The sequence below is a fragment of the Flavobacterium sp. xlx-214 genome (assembly GCF_013874595.1).
Taxonomy (GTDB): Bacteria; Bacteroidota; Bacteroidia; order Flavobacteriales; family Flavobacteriaceae; genus Flavobacterium.
The window spans coordinates 1176991-1192475 of the sequence record NZ_CP059431.1 but is presented as its reverse complement, the minus strand read 5'-3'; the positions used below and the strand labels follow the sequence as shown (position 1 = coordinate 1192475).

General features: G+C 37.3%; 9 protein-coding genes, 4 tRNA genes and 3 rRNA genes. 5 read left to right on the top strand and 11 right to left on the bottom strand.

Annotated features, from left to right (window positions below):
• The first annotated feature begins 1 nt into the window (after position 1).
• Positions 2–1432: a pyruvate kinase gene (gene pyk / locus H1R17_RS05625; RefSeq protein WP_163431949.1), complete on the top strand. Its 1431-nt coding sequence runs from the start codon at positions 2–4 to the stop codon at positions 1430–1432.
• Positions 1433–1642: 210 nt separating this feature from the next.
• Here the strand turns inward: pyk and H1R17_RS05620 are convergent, their stop codons facing one another.
• Positions 1643–2248 carry a 50S ribosomal protein L25/general stress protein Ctc gene (locus H1R17_RS05620; protein ID WP_163431948.1) on the bottom strand — a complete coding sequence of 202 codons (606 nt, stop codon included), beginning with the start codon at positions 2246–2248 and terminating at the stop codon, positions 1643–1645.
• Positions 2249–2274: 26 nt separating this feature from the next.
• Complete coding sequence (locus tag H1R17_RS05615; protein ID WP_163431947.1) at positions 2275–3216, bottom strand: ribose-phosphate pyrophosphokinase; 942 nt, start codon at positions 3214–3216, stop codon at positions 2275–2277.
• Between the two features lie 145 nt (positions 3217–3361).
• Between H1R17_RS05615 and H1R17_RS05610 the strand changes: the two genes are divergently transcribed.
• The 3 genes from H1R17_RS05610 (at position 3362) to H1R17_RS05600 (ending at position 4382) form a co-directional block, all read left to right on the top strand.
• Positions 3362–3441: transfer RNA gene (locus H1R17_RS05610), tRNA-Leu, on the top strand.
• Between the two features lie 163 nt (positions 3442–3604).
• Positions 3605–3871 carry a hypothetical protein gene (locus tag H1R17_RS05605; protein ID WP_163431946.1) on the top strand — a complete coding sequence of 89 codons (267 nt, stop codon included), beginning with the start codon at positions 3605–3607 and terminating at the stop codon, positions 3869–3871.
• 46 nt (positions 3872–3917) lie between these two features.
• A complete protein-coding gene (locus tag H1R17_RS05600; RefSeq protein ID WP_163431945.1) occupies positions 3918–4382 on the top strand; it encodes a regulatory protein RecX in 465 nt (154 codons plus the stop codon).
• A 127-nt stretch (positions 4383–4509) separates the two neighbouring features.
• On the opposite strand, the gene rrf is transcribed toward H1R17_RS05600, so the two are convergent.
• From rrf to H1R17_RS05555, 9 genes are all read right to left on the bottom strand, one after another.
• Positions 4510–4621: ribosomal RNA gene (gene rrf, locus H1R17_RS05595) — 5S ribosomal RNA — on the bottom strand.
• A 185-nt stretch (positions 4622–4806) separates the two neighbouring features.
• Positions 4807–7687 (bottom strand): 23S ribosomal RNA (locus H1R17_RS05590).
• A 183-nt stretch (positions 7688–7870) separates the two neighbouring features.
• A tRNA-Ala gene (locus H1R17_RS05585) sits at positions 7871–7944 on the bottom strand.
• Between the two features lie 90 nt (positions 7945–8034).
• Positions 8035–8108: transfer RNA gene (locus tag H1R17_RS05580), tRNA-Ile, on the bottom strand.
• Positions 8109–8177: 69 nt separating this feature from the next.
• Positions 8178–9695 (bottom strand): 16S ribosomal RNA (locus tag H1R17_RS05575).
• Together the 16S, 23S and 5S rRNA genes with 3 tRNA genes alongside form the textbook arrangement of a ribosomal RNA operon.
• 136 nt (positions 9696–9831) lie before the next feature.
• Positions 9832–9906 (bottom strand) — tRNA-Val (locus H1R17_RS05570).
• 459 nt (positions 9907–10365) lie between these two features.
• Complete coding sequence (gene rpsA, locus H1R17_RS05565) at positions 10366–12132, bottom strand: 30S ribosomal protein S1 (RefSeq protein WP_163432817.1); 1767 nt, start codon at positions 12130–12132, stop codon at positions 10366–10368.
• A gap of 200 nt (positions 12133–12332) precedes the next feature.
• Positions 12333–13985 carry a DUF6029 family protein gene (locus tag H1R17_RS05560; protein WP_163432816.1) on the bottom strand — a complete coding sequence of 551 codons (1653 nt, stop codon included), beginning with the start codon at positions 13983–13985 and terminating at the stop codon, positions 12333–12335.
• A 4-nt stretch (positions 13986–13989) separates the two neighbouring features.
• Entirely contained in the window at positions 13990–14481 is a 492-nt protein-coding gene (locus H1R17_RS05555; protein WP_163432815.1) for a TlpA disulfide reductase family protein, read from the bottom strand.
• Between the two features lie 128 nt (positions 14482–14609).
• Here H1R17_RS05555 and H1R17_RS05550 point away from each other — a divergent pair, with 128 nt between their 5' ends.
• Positions 14610–15473: an Omp28-related outer membrane protein gene (locus H1R17_RS05550; protein ID WP_163432814.1), complete on the top strand. Its 864-nt coding sequence runs from the start codon at positions 14610–14612 to the stop codon at positions 15471–15473.
• Positions 15474–15485: the final 12 nt, after the last annotated feature.

Below are 15485 nucleotides of genomic sequence, written 5' to 3'. Positions count from 1 at the left end.
TATGTTACCAAGAAAAAAAACAAAGATAGTCGCAACTTTAGGTCCGGCTTGTAGCACCAAAGAAATAATTAAACAAATGATTGAAGCTGGTGTGAATGTTTTTAGAATTAACTTTTCACATGCTGATTATTTTGACATTGAAGACAAAGTAAAAATAATACGCGAACTTAATGCCGAATTTAAGTACAACACCTCTATTTTAGCCGATTTACAAGGCCCTAAATTACGCGTAGGTGTTATGAAGGATGAAGTAGTTTTAAAGAAAGGCGATGTTATTACATTTTCTACCAAAGAAGAATTTTTAGGAACAGCAGAAAAAGTGTACATGACGTACAAAAGCTTTCCAAGAGACGTAAATCCTGGAGAATCGATATTATTAGATGATGGTAAATTGATTTTTAATGTACTTGAAACTGATGGTGAACACGAGGTAAAAGCGGTTGTAGTACAAGGCGGTCCTTTAAAATCTAAAAAAGGAGTTAACTTACCTAACACCAAAGTGTCTTTACCTGCTTTAACAGAAAAAGATATTAAAGATGCTAAGTTTGCCATTGCTTTAGATGTAGATTGGATTGCTTTATCGTTTGTAAGAACACCCGAAGATTTAGAAGATTTACGTTTGTTAATTGAAGAACACGGAACTCATAAAATTCCGATTATTGCAAAAATTGAAAAACCTGAAGCGGTTGCAAACATCAATAAAATTGTATCGCATTGCGATGGTTTAATGGTGGCTCGTGGTGATTTGGGAGTAGAAATTCCAGCGCAGGAAGTTCCTTTAATTCAAAAACAATTAGTACACAAAGCTAAATACGCGCGTATTCCTGTAATTATTGCTACCCAAATGATGGAAACCATGATTACAAGCTTAACGCCTACTAGAGCTGAAGTAAACGACGTTGCTAACTCTGTAATGGATGGTGCCGATGCGGTAATGCTTTCTGGTGAAACATCAGTAGGGAATTATCCTGTACAAGTTATTGAAAAAATGACACAGATTATCACTAGTGTTGAAGATTCTGATTTAATAAAATTACCTGTAAACGATCCTAAAATTAAAACCAAACGTTTTATTACAAAATCAATTTGTTATCACGCAGCTACTATGGCTAATGATATCGAAGCAAAAGTAATTAATACGTTAACCAATTCAGGATATACAGCTTTTCAAATATCAGCATGGCGACCTAATGCTCACATTTTGGCATACACTTCAAACAAACACATGCTTACGCAGTTAAGTTTATTGTGGGGCGTTACTGCTTTTTGGTATGATAAATACGAAAGTACCGATGTTACTATTGAAGACATTAATGAAATTGCCAAAAACAACAATTATGTACAAGCTGGCGATTATACGATTAACTTAGCATCGATGCCTTTAAATGAAAAAGGGATGGTAAATACCGTTAGGGTTTCTGAAATTGAATAACTAACTTAAAATAATACTTCAAAAAAGTCATTCTTAACTTGGAATGGCTTTTTTTATGCAAAAGGGATTGAAGCCTTGTGAAGCTCTTTTGCTTTTTTCAAAGCAAAAAGCGACGGCGTAAAGCCCGACCCGAAGGGATTTGCCCAAATAAAAACAAACCATAAAAAAAGCCTCGAATAAATCGAGGCTTTTCTGTATAAAATAATGAAATTATTTTTTCTTTTTTGCTCCACCTTTTTCTGCTTTTGCAGCTTCTTGAGCAGCTTTCATTGCAGCACGAGAGATACGTACTTGTGCAACTACAGTGTTTTCTGGTTGTAACAATCTAAAATTGTTTGTAGGAATTTTAGTAATGTACAATTTGTTACCCATTTCTAAGTCTGTAATATCAGCTTCTACGAAATCAGGTAAGTTAGCTGGTAAAGCACGTACTTTTAATTTACGTTGGTTTAAACGTAAAACACCACCTGCCATAACACCTTTAGAGTTACCGATAACTTTTACAGGAACTTCCATTGTAATTTCTTTATCAGCGTGTAATTGGTAGAAATCGATGTGTAAGATTTTATCTGATACTGGATCAAACTGAATATCTTGTAAAATAGCATCAACTTTTTTACCACCTAAATCAATAGCAACAGTGTGTACGTTTGGAGTATACACTAAGCTTTTGAATGCTTTTTCTTCAGCTGTAAAATGTACTGGTTGTTCTCCTCCGTAAACTACGCAAGGAACCAATCCAGCATTACGTGCAGTTTTAGTAGCTACTTTACCCACGCTTTCTCTTTCTTGTCCTTTAATTGAAATTGACTTCATTTTAAATATTTAAAAATTAATAATAATTACATAATAAATTTATCACTAATCGATGTGTTGTTCTGAACCATGTGCATAACATCAGCAAATAATTCAGTACATGTTAACACTTTGATTTTTGAACTTTCTTGTTTCAACGGAATAGAATCAGTAACGATTAATTCTGTTAAAGATGAATTTTCGATCTTCTCATAAGCACCACCCGACAAAATAGCGTGTGTACAAATAGCACGTACGCTTAAAGCACCACGCTCTATCATTACATCAGCCGCCTTAGCAAGTGTACCACCAGTATCGATCATATCATCTACTAAAATAACATTTCTACCTTTTACATCACCAATCAATTCCATGGTATCAATTACATTAGCCTTCTTACGTTGCTTGTAACAAACCACAACCTCTGATCCTAAAAATTTAGCATATGCATATGCACGTTTAGAACCACCCATATCTGGCGAAGCAATAGTTAAGTTATCTAAATTTAACGACTGTACATAAGGAACAAAAATAGTTGATGCATACAAATGATCTACTGGTTTTTCAAAGAATCCTTGAATTTGATCTGCATGCAAATCCATTGTCATAACACGCGTTGCACCAGCAGCTTCTAACATTTTAGCTACTAATTTAGCACCTATTGGCACACGTGGCTTGTCTTTACGATCTTGACGTGCCCATCCAAAATAAGGAATTACAGCTGTAATATGTCTTGCCGATGCACGCTTTGCTGCATCAATCATCAACAACAATTCCATTAAATTATCGGCGCTTGGAAATGTAGAACATACCAAAAACACACGTAACCCACGAATAGACTCTTCGAATGAAGGTTGAAACTCACCATCACTGTAATGTGATAAGGTGACCTTTCCTAGTTCAATACCATAGTGCTTAGCAATTTTCTCTGCTAACACTTCACTTTTAGAACAAGCAAAAATTTTTGCTTCTGGTTCAAAGTAAGTCATTGTTTTTTAATTTAGTAGTTATGTTGTCTTTCTATTTCAGGATGCAAATTTAGAAATAATTTTGTAAGCAATCATATTTTTATACAATTTTATTTGATTTAATTAATTTTGTGTTTACATTTGCAATCACAATTTCAAGCAAGAAGCCTGAGTGGCGGAATTGGTAGACGCGCACGACTCAAACTCGTGTTCTTCGGAGTGTGGGTTCGATTCCCACCTCAGGTACAAATCCTTAACTTCATTAGTTAAGGATTTTTTTATTATCCTAAAATATCTTCCCAAAAAATAGTTCTCATCTAAATCTTAATCTATAAAACAAAACTTAACATTACTTACAAGAAAATCACAACTATTTTAACTACTTTTATACAATTCAAAAAGTATCATCATGAAAAAAGACCAGTTAAAAAAGAAACTAAAAGAGCAAAATGGCTTAATTAAAAAACAAAAATCGGTTATTAAGTCGTACAAAAAACTTTTAGGTGAGTATGATGACTTATCTAAGCGTTTAAAAAAGAACATCAAAAAATTTGAATCTTTACTTGAAGATGTTGAAATGGAAGAAGAGTTAACAGAGGCTGAAATTGATCAAATAATTAGTCAATTTGAACAAGATGACACAGAAGAGAATGATCAATCTGAAAATACAAAATAATTACTTAAATCCTCTATTTTAGAGGATTTACTTTTTACATTAAATTATGTCTGAAAACGGATTATCTGTCAACGAAGCCATCAAAAAACTAGAATACTACTGCTCATATCAAGATCGTTGTTACAAAGAAGTCATTACCAAGTTAAAATCATTAGGTATGTTTCAAACTGCTATTGACCACATTTTAGATCATTTAGTAACAAATAATTTTTTAAACGAAGAACGATTTGCTAAGAGTTTTGCAAGAGGAAAACATAAATTCAAGTTCTGGGGAAAACGAAGAATTGAACAAGAACTTAAGTTTAGAGATATTTCTTCTTTCAATATTAAAATAGCCTTAAAAGAAATTGAAGCAGACTATTTAAGCAACTTTTACACTTTAGCCGAAAAGAAGTGGCTTACTATAAACGAAGACTCCTTAGAAAAGAAAAAACGTAAATGGGTTGATTATTTAATGCGTAAAGGGTATGAGTCACAATTAATCTTTGATTACCTTAAAGAACTGCAATAACTCTATTTGCATTTATCATACAAATATTATTATCCCCATCATTTACTTCGTCCATTCGCTGCGCTCGTGTATAATAAGGATTATCCAAAACAAAAAAACCCTTCACTTTCGTGAAGGGGTTTCTAAAAAAAGGCGGTGACATACTCTCCCACATTAATATGCAGTACCATCTGCGCAATTGGGCTTAACTTCTCTGTTCGAGATGGGAAGAGGTGAGCCCCAACGCTATAACCACCCTAAGTTTTTGTTTAAGGTTTCACGTTTTTTTTGTTTAAGGTTTGCAACCTTTAACTTTAAACTTGGAACTTTAAACGCAGCTTTGCTGCAATATTGTTAACATATTTTTGATACTATTCTGTAGCTATTTTAGTCTTAATACTTAATTCTAAAATCTTAATACTATAATTTATAAAGCAATCCCTAGAGCACATAAGCTTACGGGCTATTAGTATTACTTGACTATGACATTACTGCCTTTACATCTGTAACCTATCAACGTAGTCATCTTCTACGACCCTTTAAAGAAATCTCATCTTGTGGTGGGTTTCGCGCTTATATGCTTTCAGCGCTTATCCCTTCCCAACGTAGCTACTCAGCAATGCACCTGGCGGCACAACTGATACACCAGAGGTTAGTCCAATTCGGTCCTCTCGTACTAGAATCAGATCCACTCAAATTTCTAACGCCCACAGTAGATAGAGACCGAACTGTCTCACGACGTTCTGAACCCAGCTCGCGTGCCACTTTAATGGGCGAACAGCCCAACCCTTGGGACCTTCTCCAGCCCCAGGATGTGACGAGCCGACATCGAGGTGCCAAACCCCCCCGTCGATATGAGCTCTTGGGGGAGATCAGCCTGTTATCCCCGGCGTACCTTTTATCCTTTGAGCGATGGCCCTTCCATGCGGAACCACCGGATCACTATGCTCTACTTTCGTACCTGATCGACTTGTTGGTCTCTCAGTCAAGCTCCCTTTTGCCATTGCACTCTACGCACGGTTACCAAGCGTGCTGAGGGAACCTTTAGAAGCCTCCGTTACTCTTTTGGAGGCGACCACCCCAGTCAAACTACCCACCAAGCAATGTCCTCAACGTCGTCGAGTTAGATCTCAGATAAGCAAAGGGTGGTATTTCAACAATGACTAACCTACGCCTGGCGACGCAGGATCGAAGTCTCCCACCTATCCTACACATCACTTATCCAAGAACAATACTAAGCTATAGTAAAGGTGCACAGGGTCTTTTCGTCCCACTGCGGGTAATCGGCATCTTCACCGATACTACAATTTCACCGAGCTCATGGCTGAGACAGTGTCCAGATCGTTACACCATTCGTGCAGGTCGGAACTTACCCGACAAGGAATTTCGCTACCTTAGGACCGTTATAGTTACGGCCGCCGTTTACTGGGGCTTCAATTCAATGCTTCTCCGAAGATAACATCTCCTCTTAACCTTCCAGCACCGGGCAGGTGTCAGGCCCTATACTTCATCTTACGATTTGGCAGAGCCCTGTGTTTTTGATAAACAGTCGCCTGGACCTTTTCACTGCGGCCAGCATTGCTGCTGGCGACCTTTCTCCCGAAGTTACAGGTCTATTTTGCCTAATTCCTTAGCCATGAATCTCTCGAGCACCTGAGGATACTCTCCTCGACCACCTGTGTCGGTTTGCGGTACGGGTTGTAATAATCTAAGTTTAGAAGCTTTTCTTGACAGCCTTTAGGTACACTATCACTTTGCCCGAAGGCTCCGTGTACTATCGCATTTCTCCAAATCCTACGCATTTTACTATAAGATCTATAGGTACGTGCTTTAACGAACTATTCCGTCAGTTCGCGGTACTTTCACCACTGTGTCACTCCATCACAACTATTACAAGTACGGGAATATTAACCCGTTGGCCATCGACGTCCCCCTTCGGGTGTGCCTTAGGTCCCGACTAACCCACAGCTGATTAGCATAGCTGTGGAAACCTTGGTCTTACGGTGTGCGGGTTTCTCGCCCGCATTATCGTTACTTATGCCTACATTTTCTTTTCTAAACAGTCCAGCAATTCTCACAAATCACCTTCTACCCAGTTTAGAATGCTCCCCTACCACTTGTATATAATACAAATCCATAGCTTCGGTAGTATACTTATGCCCGATTATTATCCATGCTCGATCGCTCGACTAGTGAGCTGTTACGCACTCTTTAAATGAATGGCTGCTTCCAAGCCAACATCCTAGCTGTCGGGGCAATCAAACCGCGTTTGTTCAACTTAGCATACATTTGGGGACCTTAGCTGATGGTCTGGGTTCTTTCCCTCTCGGACATGGACCTTAGCACCCATGCCCTCACTACTAGTAATCATTTATTAGCATTCGGAGTTTGTCAGGAATTGGTAGGCGGTGAAGCCCCCGCATCCAATCAGTAGCTCTACCTCTAATAAACTATAATAGCGCTGCACCTAAATGCATTTCGGGGAGTACGAGCTATTTCCGAGTTTGATTGGCCTTTCACCCCTACCCACAGATCATCCCAAGACTTTTCAACGTCAACGGGTTCGGTCCTCCATTTGGTGTTACCCAAACTTCAACCTGTCCATGGGTAGATCACACGGTTTCGCGTCTACCATTACTGACTAATGCGCCCTATTCAGACTCGCTTTCGCTTCGGCTGCGTACCTGAAGTACTTAACCTTGCCAGCAACGGTAACTCGTAGGCTCATTATGCAAAAGGCACGCCGTCACCCAACGAATGGGCTCCGACCGCTTGTAGGCGTATGGTTTCAGGATCTTTTTCACTCCGTTATTCACGGTTCTTTTCACCTTTCCCTCACGGTACTGGTTCACTATCGGTCTCTCAGGAGTATTTAGCCTTAGCGGATGGTCCCGCCAGTTTCAATCAAGGTTTCACGTGCCCCGACCTACTCAGGATACCACTATGCATTACATTGCTTACCAATACGGGACTATCACCCTCTGCGGTTCATCTTTCCAGATGATTCTTATTCGCTTTGCATACAATGTCGTGGTCCTACAACCCCAAAATTGCCGTAACAACTTTGGTTTGGGCTATTCCGCGTTCGCTCGCCACTACTTACGGAATCACTTTTGTTTTCTTCTCCTCCGCCTACTTAGATGTTTCAGTTCAGCGGGTTTGCTCATCTATCGATGTGACATGTCTTCAACATGCCGGGTTGCCCCATTCGGATATCTACGGATCAATTCGTGTGTGCCAATCCCCGTAGCTTTTCGCAGCTTATCACGTCCTTCTTCGCCTCTGAGAGCCTAGGCATTCCCCATACGCCCTTATTTTGCTTATTGTGCTCTACTTTTTAATCTCAAAAGATTAAAAATGTGCTTTATATTATTTTACTATAATATTTTTCTACTTTTTAAATGTATCTCAATATGTCAATGAACTTTTCCTTTAGATAATAGAGTATAGATGATAGATAACAGACTAAGTCTATTTTCTCTTTTCTATTCTCTATCTTCTTAAGATAGTGGAGAATATCGGAGTCGAACCGATGACCTCCTGCGTGCAAGGCAGGCGCTCTAGCCAGCTGAGCTAATCCCCCGTGTTTTTAGCTTGCAGTTATCAGCCGTTAGCTTTCAGCGGATTGTTGATAACTCAACTTCTAAAATTTCCTTTTAAATAACTTAAATAGTAGTCCCGGGCAGACTCGAACTGCCGACCCCTACATTATCAGTGTAGTACTCTAACCAGCTGAGCTACGAGACTCTGTATTTTAATTATTCTTGTTTTTTGAACCAACAGTTAAAGAGTAAAAGATGCTTGAACCATCTCTAGAAAGGAGGTGTTCCAGCCGCACCTTCCGGTACGGCTACCTTGTTACGACTTAGCCCTAGTTACTAGTTTTACCCTAGGCAGCTCCTTGCGGTCACCGACTTCAGGTACCCCCAGCTTCCATGGCTTGACGGGCGGTGTGTACAAGGCCCGGGAACGTATTCACCGGATCATGGCTGATATCCGATTACTAGCGATTCCAGCTTCACGGAGTCGAGTTGCAGACTCCGATCCGAACTGTGACCGGCTTTATAGATTCGCTCCTTATCGCTAAGTGGCTGCTCTCTGTACCGGCCATTGTAGCACGTGTGTGGCCCAGGACGTAAGGGCCGTGATGATTTGACGTCATCCCCACCTTCCTCACAGTTTACACTGGCAGTCTTGCTAGAGTTCCCACCATTACGTGCTGGCAACTAACAACAGGGGTTGCGCTCGTTATAGGACTTAACCTGACACCTCACGGCACGAGCTGACGACAACCATGCAGCACCTTGTAATTTGTCCGAAGAAAAATCTGTTTCCAAATCTGTCAAACTACATTTAAGCCCTGGTAAGGTTCCTCGCGTATCATCGAATTAAACCACATGCTCCACCGCTTGTGCGGGCCCCCGTCAATTCCTTTGAGTTTCAGTCTTGCGACCGTACTCCCCAGGTGGGATACTTATCACTTTCGCTTAGCCACTCAAACCGAAGTCCAAACAGCTAGTATCCATCGTTTACGGCGTGGACTACCAGGGTATCTAATCCTGTTCGCTACCCACGCTTTCGTCCATCAGCGTCAATAAATTGTTAGTAACCTGCCTTCGCAATTGGTATTCCATGTAATATCTAAGCATTTCACCGCTACACTACATATTCTAGTTACTTCACAATCATTCAAGAATACCAGTATCAACGGCAATTTTTCAGTTAAGCTGAAAACTTTCACCGCTGACTTAATACCCCGCCTACGGACCCTTTAAACCCAATGATTCCGGATAACGCTTGGATCCTCCGTATTACCGCGGCTGCTGGCACGGAGTTAGCCGATCCTTATTCTTACAGTACCGTCAATAAGCTACACGTAACTCTTTTTCTTCCTGTACAAAAGCAGTTTACAATCCATAGGACCGTCATCCTGCACGCGGCATGGCTGGTTCAGAGTTGCCTCCATTGACCAATATTCCTCACTGCTGCCTCCCGTAGGAGTCTGGTCCGTGTCTCAGTACCAGTGTGGGGGATCTCCCTCTCAGGACCCCTACCCATCATCGTCTTGGTAAGCCGTTACCTTACCAACTAACTAATGGGACGCATGCTCATCTTATACCAATAAATCTTTATAATAAAATCGATGCCAATTCTATTAACCATAAGGTATTAATCCAAATTTCTCTGGGCTATCCCTTAGTATAAGGTAGATTGCATACGCGTTACGCACCCGTGCGCCGGTCTCAAAGCAGCAAGCTGCCTCTACCCCTCGACTTGCATGTGTTAGGCCTGCCGCTAGCGTTCATCCTGAGCCAGGATCAAACTCTTCATCGTATATTTTTTATATTTTTGATGTGTTGTTCAAGACCTCTTAGTTACCTAAAAGCTCTTACTCTTTATTCTCTGTTAATCCAATATGTCTATGAACGTGTCTTAAATTACTTTAAAAGTAAACTAAGAAAAAGTTTTGTGGGCGATGAGGGGTTCGAACCCCCGACCCCCTCGGTGTAAACGAGGTGCTCTGAACCAGCTGAGCTAATCGCCCTTTTTCTTATTTGAACGGACTGCAAAGATACGTGATTATTTTAATACAATCCAAATTTATTTCTAAATTATTTTTCTTTATCTTTACTGTTTGTCTATGAACGTTGTTGTTTTCAACGGTGCAAATATACAAACACTAATTCTGTTCTTGCAAGCTTTTTTTTAAGTTTTTTAAACTTATTTTTTAACAAGCTGTTTTTAAGTGATTTAATTTTCAAAAAAAATCATCTTTCTTTTTCAATCTCTTGGTTTATCTACAAAATCAAATATTATTTATACCCTAAATATTTAGTAAAACTCTCATTTGCGTTAGGGATTGAGCGTTTGTTTGAGCTATTTTACGGAGCAAAGCGCAGGAAAAAGCGAGCAGCGAAAGCCCGACCCGAAGGGGAACGCCCAAAAAAAGCATAAAAAAAACCCGCTAGACATGCTAACGGGTTTGTTATTTTAAAAACTTAAATTAGTTTTTACCTTCCATTTTAGCTTTTAATTCAGCTAAAGCGTCGATATCACCTAATGTAGTTTTTTCGTTTGCTGTAGTGTTAGCAGATGCTTTTTCTTCAGCAGCTTTAAAGTTTTTCTCTTCCTCTTCACGGAAAGTAGCGGTATGAGAAGCTACAACTCTTTTGAATTCTTTGTTAAACTCGATAACTTTGAAATCAGCTGTATCTCCTTTTTTCAATTTTTTACCGTCTTCTTTCTCTAAGTGACGTGTTGGGATAAAAGCAACTACATCTTCTTCGAAGTTAATTGTAGCACCTTTATCGTTTAAGTCCGCAATTGTACCATTATGAACAGTACCTACACCGTAAGCTGCTTCGTGAGCATCCCATGGGTTATCTGTAGTTTGTTTGTGACCTAAAGATAATTTACGACCTTCAACATCTAATTCTAAAACAACAACATCTAATTTGTCACCTACGTTAACAAATTCTGATGGGTGTTTGATTTTCTTAGTCCAAGATAAGTCAGAAATGTAAACTAAACCGTCAATACCTTCTTCTAATTCAACGAATACACCGAAGTTAGTGAAGTTACGAACTGTACCTGTGTGTTTAGAACCTACTGGGTATTTAGCTGTAATATCAGTCCAAGGATCGTTTGTTAATTGTTTGATACCTAAAGACATTTTACGCTCATCGCGATCTAATGTTAAGATAACTGCTTCTACTTCATCACCGATTTTTACGAAATCTTGAGCTGAACGTAAATGCGTTGACCATGACATTTCAGAAACGTGAATTAAACCTTCAACACCTTCTGCAACTTCGATGAATGCACCGTAATCAGCTAAAACAACTACTTTACCTTTTACTTTATCACCAACGTTTAAGTTAGCATCTAAAGCATCCCATGGATGAGCGTTTAATTGTTTTAAACCTAATTGGATACGTGTTTTCTCGTCATCGAAATCTAAGATTACAACGTTTAATTTTTGATCTAATTCTAATACCTCAGATGGGTGGTTGATACGAGACCAAGATAAGTCAGTAATATGGATTAAACCGTCAACACCTCCTAAATCGATGAATACACCGTAAGAAGTAATGTTTTTAACGATACCTTCTAATACTTGACCTTTTTCTAATTGACCGATGATTTCTTTTTTCTGAACTTCGATATCAGCTTCAATTAATGCTTTATGAGAAACTACTACGTTTTTGAATTCGTGGTTGATTTTAACAACTTTAAACTCCATAGTTTTGTTTACATATTGATCGTAATCACGGATAGGTTTCACATCAATTTGAGAACCTGGTAAGAAAGCTTCAATTCCGAAAACGTCAACGATCATACCACCTTTAGTTCTACATTTAACGAAACCATTAACGATTTCACCAGAATCATGAGCAGCAATAACGCGATCCCATGCTTTGATTGTACGAGCTTTACGATGAGATAATACTAATTGACCGTTTTTATCTTCGCGAACGTCGATTAAAACTTCAACTTTATCACCTACTTTTAAACCTGGATTGTAACGGAACTCGTTTAAAGAAATAACTCCTTCAGATTTAGCATTGATATCAACAATAGCATCTCTGTCAGTGATTCTTACAACAACACCTTCAACAACCTCTTCAGCATCTGTAGAGATAAATGTTTTTTCTACTAAGTCTTCGAATTCTTTTAAGTTTGAAGCATCTACTGCATCAATACCGTTTTCATAACTTTCCCAGTTGAAAGTATCTAAGAATTCTTTTGAGTTTTGTGTTTGTTCAGACATGTCTGATAATAAATTTGTATTCTGCTTTTTTTAGGATTGTAAGAAAGTTAAAAACAGAAGATGTTATAGTTTATGTTTCAACCTTTTAGCCCAACCCATTTCTTCCGCTAAAAGTTTTGCAAATTTAGAACTATTTTTTCTATTTACCTAATATTCAATAAAAAAAGCCCGAATTGAAATTCGGGCTTTTTTTATATCCTTTAAAAATTAGTTGTTAAGTTTAAAGTTATACCGTTAGATTCTGGCACATATCTACAAACACCACCAACACACATTAGACCTCCACGTTGACGACCATAATTTACAGCTATACGTGTTGCACCTTTTGAAAAGCTTCCTCCAACACTGTAATAATGAACTCGACTTTCAGGATGTGTGTTTCCGTAATTATACATATCAGTAACATAAATACTAAACATAGAATTAGGAACAAACTCTAATAATCCTGCAGCCCAATCACGTTTATCTGTTTTTGCCCACATATGTTGCAACTGCAATCTTACAGAACTAGTTTCGGTAAAATTGTACAACCCTTCAAAACTAGCAATATTAGTTTTTATTTCTTCGAATTTAGACTCTAACATTGGCGCATTGTAATATTGATTCATATACATTGTAATTGTCTGAAAACTGGAAGTCCAATTCTTCCTAACTTCTACAGCAATATCAGAATAATATTTTTGTCCAAATTTCAAGAATTCATTATCTACAGTATTATTATTAAAATCATATGTTGATTTCAAACCAGACCAATAAGAACCATTTACAGCTAAATGCATACCATGCTTACCGCCCAAAGCACTACCTTCTGCAAAATCATAAAACAAATCATATTGACCACCTATTTCACCAGATTTTCTTGCCTGAAAAAAATCTAAATGTGGCTGTGCTTGATACACATAGATATTTTGTAAAGAAAAATCATACTGTTTTGTTAAAGCAGGCACATAATTAACAACACCTTTATTGTATACGTTTCCAGTAAAACTACGTTCAGAATAGAAAGACATGTTTTCCATACGACGAAGATTAACACTTGATCCAAAATTACCTTCATTATATCCTAAGTTTATCAATAAAGCATTACCATCTTTAAAGATCCCATCCATATAATCACCAATCTCTACTAATATATCTTTTTGCTTATGTACATATTCTCCCCCTAAATTAAACCCACCAGTACCAAAATTAAATCTTCCAGAAACCACATTAGTTAAATCATGTACCCCTTGGTATTCAACTTCGGCTTTTTGATCTAATCTTCCAACATAACTTGCACCAAAACGTAAATCGGTTTTCTCAAGATTTAAAGCTCCTGCTGCATTGAATTCAAGATTCGTTCCCATAATATAGCTGTCAGAAAAATCAAACCCCATACCTACGCGTTGTTTTCCTGTTAAAGCTGTTAAATCTAAATTATTAGCTAATCTTAATTTGGCGTTCATACCAAAAATTGCATTATTAACACCTAATGCTCTATCTTCCCATGAACGTAAAATTAAACCACTACCAAACTGCTCATAAAAATGCCCTAAGGTAATATTAACACCATTATCTATATCATTATAACGAGCGTATATAGTTCCTATATTTACATCTTTAAGATCCGGACTATAATTAATGATTGCTTTAGGATAATAAGACTCCACCTGAAGACCAAACTCCCATTTATTTTTAAAATAGTCTAACTTAACATAAGTATTAGATCTAAATCTATCTTCTGCTTCTTTTTCATCTATCTTAATTTTATTATCATCAAGATAGTATTGATTATTAGATTCAATCCCTACGCGAACTTGCGCATAAAAGAAAGACGACGTTAACAACGTCGTCAAAAGAAGAATTCTTTTCATTTAATTATTTTTTTACAATCTTAGCTAATTCTTGTTCCATTTTAGTCTCAATACCTGGTGTATAGTTTGAGTGCGTAAACACAACTTTTCCTTTATATAAAATCATTGTATAAGGAACATTTACAACATTTAAAGCTCTTTTTAAATCTTGATTTGTATCTAAAAGAACATTATACTTCCAACCTTTTGAAGTAACCATTGGCTTTACACGATTAATTGTTTTAGAATCATCAATAGAAATTGCAACTAATTCTACACCATAATCTTTCTGCCATTGCGCATACTTCCCTTTAATAGCTTCTAACTCTTTAATACAAGGACCACACCAAGTAGCCCAAAAGCTAACAATAACAAGCTTAGATGAATTATTGTAACTTGATACATTAATAGATTTATTATCTAAATTCTTTAATGATACATTTGGTAATTTATTTTGACCAATTGCAAATGTTACAAATAACAAGCAAATAGTTACTAATGACAAACGTAATTTCATGATTTTTTGAAAGATATTTAAAAATTTGAAATCAAAATTAATAATAAAATAAATATCAAATTATTTTTTTTTTACTTATTTTATATTTTATTTTACATTTCAATAACTTAACAATAACAAAATAAATTATGTTTACAAAAAAATTATTACCTATTTTAATGCTTGGTATTGTATCACTAAACTTTACTGCATGTTCTGATTCTGACGAACCAAAAGAAAATGAAGACCCTTCTGTTTTAATTAAAGGTAGTGGTGAAAAATTTAAGCATCGTGTTGCAGCTGAAGACTTTACGGGAGCTTGGTGCGTTTATTGCCCTCGTGTTTCCTATGCTATTGATGAATCAGAAAAAGTAAATGGCGATAAATTTGTAGCTTCGGGATTACATATTGGAGACTTATCTGCTAGTAGCCAATATCATGATCCATATAACTATTCGCCTGTTACTGCTTTGGAAAAGGCTTTAAAAGTAACAGGATATCCAACAGCTTACATAAACCGTGACAAAAAATGGAAAGGTCCTGAAAACAACAACATTAACTACCCATTAGAACTTTACAAAACAACTTCTAGTGTAGGTATTAAAGTAGAATCTACTTTGGGAGCTTCTAGTGGTACTGCAAAAGTATCATTAAAATTTGGAGAAGACATAAAACAACAATTAAAATATGTTGTGTATGTTCAAGAAGATGGTTTAGTTTACAGACAAGCTAATGGTACATCTTTATATGGTAATGATACAGGAAAAGGTAGATGGGAAATGAATTTTGTACATAACAATGTTGTACGAGCTGGAACTGAGATTATGGGTACCGATATTGCTAAAGACAAAGTTACTAATAGTGAAATTAATTTAGATAATTTATCATTCAACTATACCTCTGTTGATGCTTCAAAACTTGAAATAACTGTTTTGGTTTTAGACGCTGACGGTAAAGTTATTAATGCAAGAACAGTAAAAGGTAATTCTGCTAGTGATTACGAAAAAATGTAATATCTCAATGCA

Coding starts and splice junctions, on each gene's coding strand:
- H1R17_RS05550 (WP_163432814.1), top strand. CDS start 14,610: ATGTTTACAAAAAAATTATTACCTATTTTAATGCTTGGTATTGTATCA.
- H1R17_RS05615 (WP_163431947.1), bottom strand. CDS start 3,216: ATGACTTACTTTGAACCAGAAGCAAAAATTTTTGCTTGTTCTAAAAGT.
- rpsA (WP_163432817.1), bottom strand. CDS start 12,132: ATGTCTGAACAAACACAAAACTCAAAAGAATTCTTAGATACTTTCAAC.
- H1R17_RS05560 (WP_163432816.1), bottom strand. CDS start 13,985: ATGAAAAGAATTCTTCTTTTGACGACGTTGTTAACGTCGTCTTTCTTT.
- pyk (WP_163431949.1), top strand. CDS start 2: ATGTTACCAAGAAAAAAAACAAAGATAGTCGCAACTTTAGGTCCGGCT.
- H1R17_RS05620 (WP_163431948.1), bottom strand. CDS start 2,248: ATGAAGTCAATTTCAATTAAAGGACAAGAAAGAGAAAGCGTGGGTAAA.
- H1R17_RS05555 (WP_163432815.1), bottom strand. CDS start 14,481: ATGAAATTACGTTTGTCATTAGTAACTATTTGCTTGTTATTTGTAACA.
- H1R17_RS05605 (WP_163431946.1), top strand. CDS start 3,605: ATGAAAAAAGACCAGTTAAAAAAGAAACTAAAAGAGCAAAATGGCTTA.
- H1R17_RS05600 (WP_163431945.1), top strand. CDS start 3,918: ATGTCTGAAAACGGATTATCTGTCAACGAAGCCATCAAAAAACTAGAA.